We start from the raw sequence: 14,434 nt of genomic DNA, 5'->3' as shown, positions 1-14,434 counted from the left end.
ACATACTGCTGCGTGCAGCTTTGCCTCAGACGGTATTGGCATTCTCATTTTTTGCAAGTACGTTATCCACTGATGAGCGAGCGAGCCGCCCCTCGGGTAGAGACCCCGTCGGGCATCCCACTGGACCCCGTGTACGGACCCGGTGCGCGTGCGGCCGATCCGCCGCCGCCCGGGGAGTATCCGTTCACCCGCGGCAACTTCGCGTCCGGTTATCGCGGCAAGACCTGGACCTTTCGTCAGTACTCGGGATTCGGTACCGCGGAGGAGTCCAACCGCCGCTACCGGTACCTGCTGGATCAGGGTGGAACCGGCCTGTCCGTCGCCTTGGACCTGCCCACCCAGTGCGGCTACGACTCCGATGACGACGAGTACGGCGAGGAGGTCGGCCGGGTGGGTGTCGCCGTCGACACCCTCGCCGACGCGGAGATCCTGTTCGACGGGATCCCGCTCGACAAGATCAGCACGAGCTTCACGATCAACGGGACGGCCGCGATCTTGCTGGCGTTCTACGTGGCTGCCGCCGAGAAGAAGGGTGTGCCGCGGGAGAAGCTGACCGGCACGATCCAGAACGACATCCTCAAGGAGTACGCGTCGCGGGGGACGTGGATCTGGCCGCCGGAGCCGTCGCTGCGGCTGATCGCGGACACGATCGAGTTCTGCGCGGCCGAGGTACCGAGGTTCAACGCGATCTCGGTGGCCGGTGCGCATTTCCGCGACGCAGGCGCGAACGCAGTCCAGGAGATGGCGTTCACCCTCGCCGACGGTGTCACCTACTGCGACACCGTCATCGAGCGTGGGCGGATGAGCATCGACAAGTTCGCTCCGCAGGTGTCGTTCTTCTTCTATACGCACGGAGACTTCTTCGAAGAGATCGCGAAGTATCGCGCCGGTCGCAGGCGCTGGGCGACGATAGTGCGGGAGCGCTACGGTGCCGACAGTGACAAGGCGTCGATGTTCCGCTTCGGCTGCGTCGCCGGCGGTGCTTCGCTGTATGCCCCGCAGGCGCAGAACAACCTGGTGCGCGTCGCCTACGAGGCGATGGCCGCGGTGCTCGGTGGCGTGCAGTCGATGTTCACCGCCGCCTGGGATGAGCCGTTCGCGCTGCCCAGTGAGGAGTCGGCCACCTTGGCGCTGCGCACCCAGCAGATCCTGGCCTATGAGACCGGCGTGACCAAAGTGGCCGACCCGCTCGGAGGGTCGTACTTTGTCGAGGCGCTCACCGATGCCACCGAGGCGAAGATCATCGAGATCATGCACGACCTCGAAGCCCACGGCGGCATGGTGCAGTGCATCGAGGACGGCTACCTGCAGGGCCTCATCGCCGACGAGGCGTACAAGATCCACAAGGAGGTGGAATCGGGGGAGCGGCCGGTCGTCGGGGTGAACAAGTTCGTCGTCGACGAACCGGCGCCCGACCTCGCCACCTACGAACTCGATGCCGAGGGTCGCGACCTCCAGCTCAAGCGTCTGGCGAAGGTGAAGGCCGAGCGCGATCCCGTCGCTGTCAAGGAGGCGCTCGCCGCGTTGGCCCGCGCGGCGGACGGAGATGACAACCTCATGCACAAGCTGATCGACTGCGCGAACGCGTATTGCACGGTGGGAGAGATGGTGTCGACGCTGAAGACGGTGTGGGGCGAGTTCCAGCAACCGGTGGTGTTCTAGTGAGCGCTCGGGTACTCGTCGCCAAACCCGGTCTGGACGGCCACGACCGGGGAGCCAAGATCGTCGCGCGCACGCTGCGCGACGCCGGGTTCGAGGTGATCTACACCGGGATCCGCCAACGCATCGAGGACATCGTCTCGATTGCGCTCCAGGAAGATGTTGCGCTGGTGGGTCTTTCGATCCTGTCCGGCGCCCACATCGGGTTGACCACCAGGGTGGTGGACGCGTTGCGCGACGCCGACGCCGGTGATATCGCCGTCGTCGTGGGCGGCACCATCCCGCAGGGAGACGTCCAGAAGCTGCTCGACGCCGGTGCGGCTGCGGTGTTCCCGACCGGTACCTCGCTGGACGACCTGGTGCGGGATGTGCGGGCGCTGACGGAGAAGGCGGACGCCGAATGATCGCGATTTCACCGAGAGTGCGCGCAGAGCGACTTTTCGGCCGTTTCGGCGATCTGACCGCACTCTCGAAGGGGGCAGGCCTGTGAGACTCGGCGTGATGATCGGGGCCGAGCGCGGCGACATGGCGCGTAAGGTCACCAAGCTCGTCGCCGACATCGAGTGGGCCGAATCGGCAGGCCTGGACACCGCCTGGATGCCGCAGGTGCCCAACGACTTCGACTGCCTGACGATGGTGGCGCTGATGGCCGCCCACACGTCGCGGATCGAACTCGGCACGGCCGTCGTCCCGCTGCAGGCGCAGCATCCCATTGCCCTTGCCCGGCAGGCACTGTCGGTGCATGCCATGGCGGCAGGCCGATTGGCGCTGGGCGTCGGACCGTCCCATCACTGGATCGTGCGCGACATGCTGGGCATCCCGTACGAGAAGCCGGCGGCCTACACGCGCGACTACCTCGACGTGCTCAATGCCGCGCTGGCCGGACCGGGCGACGTCGACGTGGAGAACGACACGTTCACCGTGCACAATCCGACGGTCCTCGGTGCCGAGAAGCCCGTGCCCGTTCTCGTCGCCGCCCTCGGGCCGGTGATGCTGCAGATCGCCGGCGAGCGCGCCGACGGCACGGTGTTGTGGATGGCCGACGAGAAGGCGATCGGCGAGCACATCGCCCCCAAGATCACCAAGGCCGCCGCCGACGCGGGCCGCCCTGCGCCGCGCATCGTGGCGGGCATCCCGGTGTGCCTGTGCGCCAACTCCGAGATCGACGCGGCCAAGGAGCGCGCGAACCGGATCCTCGCCGAGGCGGAGACGTCCCCAAACTACCAGCGCTTACTGGACCGCGGCGATGCGCGCAACGTCGGTGACCTGTGTGCGGCCGGGGATGAGGACTCAATCCTGGCGCGTTTCAAGCAGTTCGCCGATGCCGGCGTCACCGACCTGTCGGTGCGGCTACTGCCCATCGGAGACACCCGCGATGAGCTCGTGGCGTCGAAGTACCGGACCCGCGAGGTGATAGCCGAGATCGCGAGGGCCCTCACGTGAGCGGCGGCCCGCTCGCGGGCGTCAGGGTCATCGAGGTCGGCGTCATGCTCGCCGGCCCCTACGCGACGATGATGCTGGCCGACCTCGGTGCCGAGGTCATCAAGATCGAGCCGCCCGGCGGCGAGATTTCCCGCCAGGTCAGCGACAGCTACTTCGCCAGCCTCAACCGCAACAAGCAGAGCATGGTCATCGACCTCAGGTCGGCGGAGGGTCGGCAGCGTCTCGGCGAGCTCGTTGCGACTTCGCATGCGCTGCTGGTCAACATGAAGCCGTCCGCGATCAAGCGGCTGGGCTTGACGTATGACTCGCTGAAGGAGTTCAACGAGGGCATCGTCTGTGTGGCGATGACCGGCTTCGGACTCGAGGGCGGCGACGATCCCGCGTTCGACTACGTGATCCAGGCGGCCACCGGTGTGGCCGCGATGACGGGCGATCCGCAGGGACCCCCGACGTTGCCGGGCTATTCGTCGGCCGACAACTCCACGGGTCTGACCGCGGCGCTCGGATTACTTGCCAAGATCGTGTCCGGGACCGGCGGCCAGGTCGACGTGTCGCTGCAGGACGTGATGCTCTCGCAGTTGAACTACCGCGCCGCGGCGTTCCTCAACGACGGCATCGAACCACAGCGACATCCGTACGGTGCGCATTCGTATTATGTTCCGGCGCAGCTGTTCTCGACAGCCGATGGTTTCCTGGCATTGTTCATCACCCATGACGCGTTCTGGGCGGCGTTCGCCTCCGAGGCGGGTATCGAGGGGTTCGCGACGATGGCGGAGCGCGCGGCACGCCGCGATGAGGTGCTGGCGCTGGTCAGCGCCGCGCTTGCCGGGGATACCGCGGTGAACTGGCAGCAGAGGTTGCGCCCCCTTGGCATTCCCGTCTCGGCCGTGCGCACACTGCCCGAGGCACTCGAGGCGTTACCCCAAACGCTGGTCACGGCAGGGGAGTTCCGGCTGGTCCGCAGCCCGATCCGGATCGGCGGCTACGAGCCGGAATACCGTGCCGCGCCGCAGCTCGACGAGCATGCGGACGCGCCGGCTCACTCGTCGTAGTTGACCGTGACATCCGCGGTATCGGGAACGGCCTGGCACGTGAGCACGTACCCGTCCTCCACCTCATCCTCGGTCAGCGCGTCGTTGACCCGCATCGTCGCCCTGCCCTCGGTCAGCAGTGCCATGCATGTGCCGCAGTTTCCGGCTTCGCAGGAGAACGGCGGCCCCATCCCCGCGCGGCGAGCGCTCTCCAGCAGCGTCTCGCCCGATCGCTGGGCCACCGACGCGGTGCTGCCGTCCAGCTGGATGGTGATGGTGCCCGTCGCGGCGTGCTCTGTCACTGCGGACCCCGATCCCGGTGTCTGCGGGTCGGTCATAGGACCCTCTCTCGACATTGTCATTCTGATAATAGGAGAATACTATTCTCCTCGACAAGCGGTAATCCTCTCATGTACATCATCCATGACTTCACCGAAGGGGCGCGCGCGACGTGAGTGAGCCGATGGCGCTCGCCTTCGAGGACCGGGAGTACAGCCTCGCCGACCTCGACGCACTCGCGTGTGGCATGGCGGCGGTGCTGCATCAGCGCGGTGTGCGACCGGGGGCCCGTGTCGCGGTGATGTCGTCCAACCGGCCAGAATTCGTCGTCGCGCTGCGTGCGATCTGGCGGCTGGGGGCTGCCGCGGTGATGTTGAGTCCGGCGTGGAAGCACGCCGAGGTCCGCCACGCGCTGTCACTCACCGAGCCCACGCACGCTGTCGGTGACCATCCCGTGCTCGCCGAGGCGATGCCGATGCTGTCCCTCGACGACGAGATCATCCCGAGGCCACACCTTGCGACGGCGGTCACCCCGGATTCCGACGCGGTACTCGTCTTCAGCTCCGGAACCACGGGAATGCCGAAGGCGGTCCGTCACACCCACGCCTCGCTGAATGTCGCGATACAGCATTGGCGCACTGCCCTCGGGCTCACGTCCGGGGACCGGCTGCAGATCATGACTCCGCCGTCGCACATCCTCGGCCTGCTCAACATCGTGACGGCGCTGGGCACCGGTGCATGGATCCGACTGCACCGCCGTTTCGACATCGACGCCATGCTGCGCCACATCGAGGCCGACCGCATCACGATCGAGATGGCGGTCGCGCCGATCGCGCTGGCGCTGTCTGCCCACCCGGGTCTGCGGGAGCACGACCTGTCATCGCTGCGATACATCATGTGGTGCGCCACGCCGGTGACTGCGACAGTGGCCGAGTCGGTTTCGGCGCGGACCGGCGTCGCGTGGGTAACCGCCTACGGCGCGAGCGAGCTGCCGGTGATCTCGTGCAACGATCTGCGGGGTGCACGCCTGGACACCGTCGGACGGGCGGTCGACGGCGTCGACCTGCGCATCGTGTCGCTGGAAACCGGAGAGCCGGTCGGGCCAGGGGAGGTCGGAGAGATCCAGGTGCGCTCCGACTCGGCGATGGCCGGCTACCTGCCGGATCTGTGGACCGCGGACGCCTTCTCCGACGGCTGGTACCGCACCGGCGACGTGGGCAGCGTCGACGCCGACGGGTGGCTGCGGATCACCGACCGCGCCAAGGAGATGATCAAGGTGCGTGGCTTCCAAGTCGCGCCCGCCGAGATCGAGGCGGTGCTGCACGGCCACCCCGATGTCGAGGACTGCGCGGTATTCGGCGTCCCTGCGCCCGATGGTGAGGCGATCGTCGCCGCGGTGACGGTGAGTCGTCCGGTGGACACCGACGCGCTCGCCTCGCTGGTCGCCGACTGGCTGGCGTCGTACAAACGACCGAGCCAGGTCGTGGTCGTCGACGAGATCCCGCGCCTGCCCTCGGGCAAGGTGCTCCGACGAGTCCTGAAGGAGCGGGCGATGAGCGCTTGCGCGAAGAGCAGAGGAATCTGATGGACGTCCGTCTGACCAGTGAACAGCGACAGCTGCGCGACGCGGCCGCGGAGGTGGCGGGCGACTTCGGACCGCGGTCGGTGGCCGATCTGGACGACCCTGCCCGTCTCGCAAGGCTGGAAAAAGCAGTAGACGCCACCGGCTTCCGGACCCTGCGTTCCGACGGCGCCTCGGCGGTCGAGGTCGCGATCGTGGCCGAAGAGTTCGGCCGGGGATTGGTGGACGTGCCGTATCTCGGCCCCGTGCTTGTCGACGACTTGCAACGCAGACTGGGTCGCGAGGTGGCCGAGGCCGGCGACGCGCCACCGTCGGTGGATCTCACGAGAAGCCTTGCGGGAGTTGTCGAGTCACCAGCGGGGCTGAGCGATCTGTCCGACGACGACTCGGGTCGCTGGTATGCGCTTGCGCTGGCCGCGACCGCGGCCGACATGGTCGGTGCCGCCCGCGGCACACACACGCTGGCATGCGAGTACGCCAAGGTTCGCGAACAGTACGGTGCCAAGATCGGGTCCTATCAGGCCGTCGCGCACCTACTCGCGGAAAGTCTTGCGCTGATCGAGGGTTCGATCAGCGTGGCGCGTCATGCAGCGTGGGCGGTCGACGAACTTCCGGTGCGCGAGGCGATCGAGGCCGCACGGATCGCGAAGATCTACAGCGCGCGCGCCGCGATGACCGTGTGTGAGACGTCGATCCAGGTGCACGGCGGCATCGGCAACACCTGGGAATGCCTGGCGCACATCTATCTTCGTCGCGTGCTGGCCGCCACCGAGACCTGGCCCGCCAAGTTGGAGGAGCTGACCGTTGGACTTTCGTGATTCGCCGGAGGAGGCCGCGTTCCGCGGGCGGCTGCGAGCGTGGCTGACCGAGCAGAAGGGCAGGTTCCCGACCTCGGGTGACGCGTACTGGGCCAAGGCGGGGGAGTGGCACCAGGCGCTCTTCGAGGCCGGGTTCTTCGGCACGTCGTGGCCGAAAGCGTACGGCGGCCAGGACCTGCCCCCGGTGTACGACGTCATCGTCGACGAGGAGATCGCCAAGGCCGGCGCACCGGCGCGGCCCAGCCTCGGGTACCTCGTCGTCGGTCTGAGTCACCATGGCAGCGAGGAACTTCGGCAGCGATTCCTGCCAGGCATGATCAACGGCACCGAGCGCTGGTGCCAGGGTTTCTCCGAGCCCGGCGCGGGTTCGGATCTGGCGTCGTTGACGACCACGGCCGTCCGCGACGGTGACGAATACGTCCTCAACGGATACAAGATCTGGACGAGCTACTCCGACGTCGCCGACTGGTGCCTGGTGTTGGCCCGCACCGACAAGGATGTGCCGAAACACAAGGGCATCTCGGCGTTCATCGTGAACATGCACCAGGCCGGTATCGAGCAGCGCCCGCTGAAGATGATCAGTGGCGTCACCAAGGAGTTCGGCCAGGTCGGTTTCGAGGGAGCCCGCGTGCCGGCCGAGAACATGGTGGGCGCACCCGGCGAGGGCTGGAAGCTGGCGATGACGGTTGTCGGTCACGAGCGGGAGCCGTCCACCCTCGGATTTTCGGCGCGCTATGGAAAAACAGTGCGCCAAATGGCCTCTGGTGTCGACGGTGCGCCTAATGAAGAGCTGCTGTGGGCGTGGGTGCAGACCGAGATGCTGCGCCTGCATGTGCGCAGGCGGTTGTCGGAGCAGCTCGACGGGCTCACGCACGGCCCGCAGGGTTCGCTCGACAAGCTGCTGATGACGTGGGTCGAGCAGTCGGTCGGACACGCGGCACTCAAGACCGTGGGTACCGGCGACGAGGAACTGTTCGGCGCCTACATGTACAGCCGCGCGCAGAGCGTGATGGGCGGTACGTCGCAGATCCAGAAGAACATCATCGCGCAGCGCATCTTGGGACTGGGAGTCTAAGAACATGTACGGAATGCCAGCGGAAATCAAGGTCGAGGCTGACGGCGGCCTGCGCATCATCACGCTCAACCGGCCTGACCATCTCAACGCGGTCAACGATGCGTTGCATGTCGGGCTGGCCAAGATCTGGGAGGAACTCAACGAGGACACCGGCGCGCGTGCGGCGGTGATCACCGGTGCGGGACGGGCGTTCTCGGCCGGCGGCGACTTCACCTACCTCGACGAGCTGCGAAACAACGAAGCGCTGCGGCAGAAGACCATCAAGCACGGCCGCGATCTGGTCATCGGCATGGTGCGGTGCCGGATCCCGGTGGTGGCAGCGGTCAACGGTCCGGCCGTCGGGCTGGGCTGCAGCCTCGCCGCGCTGTCGGACATCGTCTACATGGCGGAGACGGCCTTCTTCGCCGACCCGCACGTGTCGATCGGCCTGGTGGCGGCGGACGGCGGGCCGCTGGTCTGGCCCTCGCAGATCAGCCTGTTGCATGCCAAGGAATTCGCCTTCACCGGTGTGCGGATCAAGGCCCCGCGCGCGCTGGAGTTGGGGATGGTCAACCACGTGGTGGAAGACCCGCTGGCCGAGGCGATTACGTGTGCGACGAAGATCATGGAGCTTCCGCAGCAGGCACTGGAGGCCACCAAGCGCCTGATGAATCTTCAACTGGAGCAGTCGGTGATGGCATCGTTGGACTACGCCAACCTCTCGGAGTACGTGTCCTTCGGCACGGCGGACTTCAACACGATCGTCGACGGCCTGATCGCCAAGCAGAAGGCCTGACCCCCTGGTCCGCGAGCGCGCGTGTTTGTGCGGCGGCGCGCCGTCAAATCGCGGCATTCTGCGCGCGCTCACGGGAGTCGAATGCGCCCTCGTTGTATACAGATCGCGGCGTGTCGGTGTGCAAACCCGCGCGTTCGCGGTGCAGCGAGGGAGCGCTCCTCGCCGGTTCTCAGCGGCGTGTCGGCGTGCAAACCCGCGCGTTCGCGGTGCTTACCCAGTGAGGTCCTCGGAGCGCTGGATCGTCCCCGTGATACCCGAAGCGTCCTGCTGGGCAAGGAGAACCGCGGCGTTCGCCATGGCCTCTGGCGGTTCGACCATCTCGGGCGGGATCTGCATTCCTGTGCCACCGGCCTGCCAGCCTTCGGTCAGCACCACCCGCGACGGGCTGAGGCAGTTGACGGCGATGTTGTCCGGCGACAGGTCGGTGGCCAGCCCGAGGTAGAGCCGTTCTGCGGCGGCCTTGGACACCCAGTAGGCGTTGGCGCCGTGGTCGGTCATCGCGACGCCGGTGGTCGTGACGGCGATGAGCGAACCACCGCCGCGGGCGCGGACGTGCGGGATGACGGCCTTGGTGACGAGAAAGACGCCGGTGGTGTTGACGTCGAGGCAGAGCTTCCACCGCTTCAGCGGCGTGGTCTCGATCGGGCCCAGCCACAACACCCCGGCGTTGGCGACGAGGATGTCGATACCGCCGTACTCGGCGACGGTCGCCGCGACAGCGGATTCCACGGACGCCTCGTCGGTCACGTCACACGCCACCGGCAGGGCGCGCCCGCCGGCAGCGGTGATGCGTTGTGCCACAGAGCCGATGGTTCCGGGGAGCTTGCCCTGCTGCTCGGATCGGGCGGCGACGGCCACCGACGCACCCGCTTGCGCCAGTGCCACAGCGACGGTGGCGCCGATACCCCGACTGGCACCGGCGACGAAAGCGACCCTTCCTGCGAGCGGCAGCGTCACCTCGGGATCACCCGGCGATCACTTGGGCGGAAACCGCAACGCCCCGTCGAGGCGGATGATCTCGCCGTTGAGGTAGTCGTTCTCGATGATGCTCTGGGCCAGTTGCGCGTACTCCGTCGAGCGGCCCATGCGCTTGGGGAACGGCACCTGCGGGCCCCAGTACTGCTCGAGTTGATCGGCCGCCTTGCCGTAGGCCGGGGTGTTGATCGTTCCCGGAGCGATCGTCACGACGCGGATACCCAACGGCGACAGGTCCCGCGCGGCGACCAGCGTCATGCCGATCACCCCGCCTTTAGCCGCCGAATACGGCAGCTGGCCGATCTGTCCCTCGTATCCGGCGACCGACGCGGTGTTGACGATGACGCCCCTGCCGCCTTCGTCGAGCGGATCTGTCTTCGCGATCGCCGCGGCCGAAAGCCGCATGACGTTGAACACCGCGGTCAGATAGAACGTGATGGTGGTCTCGAAGGCATCCAATCCCAGGGGGCTGCCGTCCTTGCCGACCAGCCGCCCGCCGCCGGCGGGGCCTCCGTGCGTATCGACCGAGATACGCAGCGGGGCAAGCGATTGCGCTTCCTCGATCGCGGCGTTGACGGATTCCTCCGAGGTCGCATCGGTACGCACGTACCGCACCCCGAGCTCGGACTCCAGGTCCTTGCCTTTGTCGTCGGCGAGATCGGCGACCACCACTTTGGCGCCGGCACCGACGAGCCTTCGCACGGTGGCTTCTCCGAGCCCGCCCGCGCCTCCGACGACCAGAGCTGAGCTCCCGGCGATCTCCACGTGTGACCTCCTTGAAATGAAGACTCTCTGCAAGAGAGAATAGCATTCTCAGCACTGGAACGGTCGGCCGATGGGAAGGGAAATCACCTGCGTACTCTCTCTGGGGTGACCATCGACGAGCTCATCGCCGCTGCTCGGGGCGGTTCGCAGCGCGCCACGGGGCGGCTGCTGAGTTGCGTCGAGAGCCCACGCCGTGACGAGGTGCTCAGCGCCCTCGGTGAGGTCGTGCCGGCTCGCGTCGTCGGCGTCACGGGTCCGCCCGGTGCGGGAAAGTCGACGACGGTCGGAGCGCTGGTCACTGCGTACCGTGCCCGTGGCAATCGGGTCGCGGTATTGGCTGTCGACCCGTCGTCGCCCTACAGCGGGGGCGCCCTGCTGGGCGATCGCATCCGCATGGCCGCGCACCTGAACGATCCCGATGTGTTGATCCGTTCGGTGGCGACGCGCGGGCACCTCGGTGGCCTCGCGGCGGCCGTACCCGCGGCCATCAGGTTGCTTTCGGCGCTTTCCTACGATCTGGTGATCCTGGAGACGGTCGGCGTCGGTCAGTCGGAGATCGAGATCGCAGCGGTGGCCGACCCCACGATCGTCATCCTCAACCCCGGTGCGGGTGACGCCGTGCAGGCGGCGAAGGCGGGATTGCTCGAGGTCGCCGACATCGTCGCGGTGAACAAAGCCGATCGTGACGGCGCCGACCAGACGGTGCGGGATCTTCGTGGCGAGACCGACGCACCGATCCTGAAACTCGTTGCGGCTCAAGGTGAGGGAATTGCGGAATTGCTCGAGGTGATCGAGTCCCATCACCGCGCCGACAATTCGGCGCGCCGGGCGGCGCGGGCGCGGTCCCAGATCCTCTCGCTGGCACAGACGCTGCTGCGCACCCATCCCGAGCTGGACCTGCTCGCGACATCGGTGGCCGACGGGAGCGAGGACGTCTACAGCGCGGCCGAGCGATTGTTCGCCGTGGCGGCCGAGTCGCCGGACGGCAGGTCGAGCATTCGCCGCGACATCTGAATGAGCTGGCCGCGTAGCGTTTCGGCGTCCAGATCCGCGATGAGCGGATGCATGACGGCGACGCTGATGGCGCTCGAGAGCATCGCCGCGTGGAAGCGCGCCTGCACCCCGGCCTCCGTGCCGAGCAGCGCGGCATAGAGCCGTTCGATGAAGCGTTGGAACGGTTCGTGTTCGGCCTGAAGTCGGATGATCACGGGATCGAACTGCAATACGCTGACCATCCCGCGTCGCTCGATCGCCTGGTCGATCATCCGGTTCAGCAGAACCTCGCGCGCCCGCAGGCCATGCCCCGCGGCTTCAGCGTCCTCGAGCGCGTCTTCCAGCGTGCTCATCTCGCGCTCGGTGATCGCGACGACGATCTCTTCTTTCGTCTTGAACTGCCGGTAGACCGCGGCCTTGGTCACGCCCATCGCATCGGCGATCATCTGCAGCGAGGTTCCGCTGACCCCGTGTTCGGCGATGAGCCGAAGCGCCGCGTCCAGTACCCGGGTTTGTGCCGCCGTGCGGGTGATCGCACCGAACTTCTGCGCCGCGGCCGCCACGGTGTCGAGAATAGCGGACCCGTAGGTGGGTGATGGTGGATCGACCACCTGGTCAGAGGGTCAGGGCACCGACTTGCCGGTGGCGGCGGTGTACCCGGCGCGGTAACCGAACACCATGGCCGGACCGAGGGTGCCGCCCGCACCGCCGTAGGCCTTGCCGGTGGCACCGGCCATCGCGTTGCCCACCGCGAACAGTCCGGTGATGGCGGTGCCGCTGACATGCAGGACGCGGCCGTCGCGATCGGTACGGGGACCTCCCTTGGTGCCCATCGCGCCGACGGATACCGGGACCGCGAAGTACGGCGCGGTGTCGATCGGTCCCAAGGTCTGCGCCGCGGTCGTCGGTGCGGAGGGGTCACCCCAATAGCCGTCGTAAGCACTTGCGCCACGGCCGAAATCGGGATCGTGCTCCTCGGCGACGTTGCCGTTCCACGCGGCCAGCGTGGCAGCGAGGCCGCCGGGGTCGATGCCGGTCTTCTCGCCGAGTTCGTCGAGGTCGGCCGACTGGCAGAACCAGTCGGGGATGGGTCCGTCGGGATCGACCCCGAGGAAGCCATAGTGCTTGAGGTGCAGGGAGTCGAACACGATCCACGCCGGGTCGTTGGCGTAGCCGAGTTTGGGGTCGAGGAAGTGGAACGGGCCCGCCATCGAGTTGTACTCGCCCGCCTCGTTGAGGAACCGGTTGCCCGCCCTGTTGACGATGATGCTGCGCGGGCGGGTCCGCTCCAGCCGAACACTGCGACTGCGAGGCTGACCCCCGAACGTGTCGCCGGGGATCTGGACGATCGGCACCCACCAGGCTTCACCCATGTTGGCGAGGTCAGCGCCCTGTGCCATCGCCATCCGCAGGCCGTCTCCGGTGTTGGTCGGCGGCGAGACGGCACCGCGCATCGGGCCCCGCAGATAGGCGTCGACCAGGCGGCGGTCCCACTCGAAGCCACCGGTGCCCAGGATCACGGCCCGGCGGGCCCGTACCGCGAAGTCCTTCTCGCCCTCACCGATTCGGACACCGGTCACCCCGAGCGGATCAGCGACGAGCTCGGTGGCACGTGCCCCGGTGTGGGGCACCACTCCGAGGTCGAGCAACCCCCTGAGGAGTCCGGCGATCAGGGCGGTGCCTGCGACGCAGTAGTCGCCGGAGTCGCTGTCGACGGACGCGTGGATCCGCGCCCTGGTCTCGGCATCGATCCCGACATTGCTGAAGTCGGCCGGGAACGACGTGATCCTGTCGCGCCACTCCTGGAGACGGGACAGATCGAAAGGCTTGGCATTCAACGAGCGTCCGCCGCCGGGCTTGCCGCCGGGGAGTTCGGGCTTGTAGTCCGGGAAGCCCGTGGCGACCTCGAACACCAGCTCGCTGTGGTCCTCCACGAAGTCGAGCATGGCCGCGCCGGTCGACACGAACGTCTCCACCAGCTCGTCGTCCATGAACCCCAGCGACTGGGCGCGCAGGTAGGCCATCGCGTCCTCGGCGGTCAGCTCGCCGTCGGCGGACCGCGTGTGGGCGGGGATCCACACGATGCCGCCGGATACCGCGGTGGTCCCGCCCACCGTCGCGGCTTTCTCGTACACCTCGACCGTTGCGCCGTTGACCGCGGCGGTCAGTGCGGCGGTCAGCCCGGCGCCTCCGCTGCCGAGGACGACGACGTCGACCTCGTGGTCCCAGTCGGTCATTGCTGTCTCCTTTCGGTCCTCAGCTGAGGACAGCCGATAATTCGTTGGCCGCCTTCATGACTGAGTCGCGGCCGTCGATGACGACGTCCTCGCGGTGTGAGATCAGGTTGATGCAGGTCGGCGGTGACGGCGGCCGGCGGCGCACAGGAACGGCCAGTCCATAGGTGTTCGGTTCGATCTCGCCGTGCGTGATCGCCCAGCCCTGTTGGCGGGCCTGCTGCACGAGTTCGCGTTCGCCTGGTCGTGGCGGCATGCTGGCCAGTAGCGCGATCCCGGCGGCACCGCGATCGAGCGCGTACCGGCTGCCCTCGTGGAACGACAGCTGGTAATAGACGTTCGTCGGCGCCATGACTGCGATCGCCACCTGTTGGTCGCCCTCGGCGACCAACAGCGACACCGTGGCGCCGAGATCGTCGGCCAGGCTGCGCAACGTCGGTGAACACAGTTGGCGGACGTTGTTGTCGAACGACGCGCCGAGCAGGGCGAGCGCCGCCGCCGAGCGGTATCTTCCGTCTTCGCCCTTCGCCACGAACCGGTACTGGGACAGGGTGCTGAGAAGGCGATAGGCGATGGTGCGGTGGACGCCGATGTCCTCGGCGACCTGGGCGACGGTCAACCCGTTCGGCGAACTGGCAACCAGCTGAAGCGCGTTCAATCCACGCGCCAGGGTCTGGGACCCGGGGGCGCCCGTGGACGCATCGGGGCTTCCGGCGCCGCCCGCCGCTTGAGTCATTCGGACCTTCCTTGACAGACGCAGTCGCGAGAGTGATGCTCTGACTATAGTGCACATGGATGTGCGATA

Annotated in this window: 15 protein-coding genes; 9 read left to right on the top strand and 6 right to left on the bottom strand. The window is 67.3% G+C overall.

Annotation, left to right across the window (positions count from 1 at the left end; genetic code table 11):
- Positions 1-72 precede the first annotated feature (72 nt).
- The 4 genes from EL337_RS19935 (at position 73) to EL337_RS19920 (ending at position 4,154) form a co-directional block, all read left to right on the top strand.
- Entirely contained in the window at positions 73-1,662 is a 1,590-nt protein-coding gene (locus EL337_RS19935; protein ID WP_048634395.1) for a methylmalonyl-CoA mutase family protein, read from the top strand.
- Positions 1,662-2,063: a cobalamin B12-binding domain-containing protein gene (locus EL337_RS19930; protein WP_048634396.1), complete on the top strand. Its 402-nt coding sequence runs from the start codon at positions 1,662-1,664 to the stop codon at positions 2,061-2,063. The genes EL337_RS19935 and EL337_RS19930 overlap by 1 nt, the downstream gene beginning before the upstream one ends.
- Before the next feature lie 82 nt (positions 2,064-2,145).
- Positions 2,146-3,102 carry an LLM class F420-dependent oxidoreductase gene (locus EL337_RS19925; RefSeq protein ID WP_048634397.1) on the top strand — a complete coding sequence of 319 codons (957 nt, stop codon included), beginning with the start codon at positions 2,146-2,148 and terminating at the stop codon, positions 3,100-3,102.
- Between the two features lie 44 nt (positions 3,103-3,146).
- Positions 3,147-4,154, top strand: coding sequence for a CaiB/BaiF CoA transferase family protein (locus EL337_RS19920; protein ID WP_048634444.1), 1,008 nt, complete (start codon positions 3,147-3,149; stop codon positions 4,152-4,154).
- On the opposite strand, the gene EL337_RS19915 is transcribed toward EL337_RS19920, so the two are convergent.
- Entirely contained in the window at positions 4,142-4,495 is a 354-nt protein-coding gene (locus EL337_RS19915) for a 2Fe-2S iron-sulfur cluster-binding protein (protein WP_197724132.1), read from the bottom strand. The genes EL337_RS19920 and EL337_RS19915 overlap by 13 nt on opposite strands.
- Positions 4,496-4,584: 89 nt before the next feature.
- Here EL337_RS19915 and EL337_RS19910 point away from each other — a divergent pair, with 89 nt between their 5' ends.
- The 4 genes from EL337_RS19910 to EL337_RS19895 are packed head-to-tail and all read left to right on the top strand — an operon-like array spanning position 4,585 to position 8,662.
- A complete protein-coding gene (locus tag EL337_RS19910) occupies positions 4,585-5,997 on the top strand; it encodes a class I adenylate-forming enzyme family protein (protein WP_048634399.1) in 1,413 nt (470 codons plus the stop codon).
- Entirely contained in the window at positions 5,997-6,812 is an 816-nt protein-coding gene (locus EL337_RS19905) for an acyl-CoA dehydrogenase family protein (RefSeq protein WP_048634400.1), read from the top strand. The genes EL337_RS19910 and EL337_RS19905 overlap by 1 nt, the downstream gene beginning before the upstream one ends.
- Positions 6,799-7,887 (top strand): acyl-CoA dehydrogenase family protein, encoded by a 1,089-nt coding sequence (locus EL337_RS19900; protein WP_048634401.1) that lies wholly within the window; start codon positions 6,799-6,801, stop codon positions 7,885-7,887. The genes EL337_RS19905 and EL337_RS19900 overlap by 14 nt, the downstream gene beginning before the upstream one ends.
- Before the next feature lie 4 nt (positions 7,888-7,891).
- Positions 7,892-8,662 (top strand): enoyl-CoA hydratase/isomerase family protein, encoded by a 771-nt coding sequence (locus EL337_RS19895; protein ID WP_048634402.1) that lies wholly within the window; start codon positions 7,892-7,894, stop codon positions 8,660-8,662.
- Between the two features lie 210 nt (positions 8,663-8,872).
- Here EL337_RS19895 and EL337_RS19890 read toward each other — a convergent pair whose 3' ends face one another.
- Entirely contained in the window at positions 8,873-9,613 is a 741-nt protein-coding gene (locus EL337_RS19890) for an SDR family NAD(P)-dependent oxidoreductase (RefSeq protein WP_048634445.1), read from the bottom strand.
- A 24-nt stretch (positions 9,614-9,637) separates the two neighbouring features.
- A complete protein-coding gene (locus EL337_RS19885; RefSeq protein ID WP_048634403.1) occupies positions 9,638-10,402 on the bottom strand; it encodes an SDR family NAD(P)-dependent oxidoreductase in 765 nt (254 codons plus the stop codon).
- Between the two features lie 105 nt (positions 10,403-10,507).
- On the opposite strand from EL337_RS19885, the gene meaB reads away from it, so the two are divergent.
- Positions 10,508-11,416: a methylmalonyl Co-A mutase-associated GTPase MeaB gene (gene meaB / locus EL337_RS19880; RefSeq protein ID WP_048634404.1), complete on the top strand. Its 909-nt coding sequence runs from the start codon at positions 10,508-10,510 to the stop codon at positions 11,414-11,416.
- Here the strand turns inward: meaB and EL337_RS19875 are convergent.
- Genes EL337_RS19875 through EL337_RS19865 form a run of 3 tightly spaced genes read right to left on the bottom strand, consistent with a single transcriptional unit; the run spans position 11,338 to position 14,365 of the window.
- Entirely contained in the window at positions 11,338-11,958 is a 621-nt protein-coding gene (locus tag EL337_RS19875) for a TetR/AcrR family transcriptional regulator (RefSeq protein WP_048634446.1), read from the bottom strand. The genes meaB and EL337_RS19875 overlap by 79 nt on opposite strands.
- Positions 11,959-12,018: 60 nt before the next feature.
- The gene (locus tag EL337_RS19870) at positions 12,019-13,632 is read right to left on the bottom strand and encodes an FAD-dependent oxidoreductase (protein ID WP_048634405.1); all 1,614 of its coding nucleotides are present in this window, start codon (positions 13,630-13,632) and stop codon (positions 12,019-12,021) included.
- Positions 13,633-13,651: 19 nt separating this feature from the next.
- Positions 13,652-14,365: an IclR family transcriptional regulator gene (locus EL337_RS19865; RefSeq protein ID WP_048634406.1), complete on the bottom strand. Its 714-nt coding sequence runs from the start codon at positions 14,363-14,365 to the stop codon at positions 13,652-13,654.
- Between the last annotated feature and the right edge of the window lie 69 nt (positions 14,366-14,434).

Source organism: Mycolicibacterium aurum, assembly GCF_900637195.1.
Classification (GTDB): domain Bacteria; phylum Actinomycetota; class Actinomycetes; order Mycobacteriales; family Mycobacteriaceae; genus Mycobacterium; species Mycobacterium aurum.
This window is presented reverse-complemented; position numbering and strand designations above follow the sequence as displayed.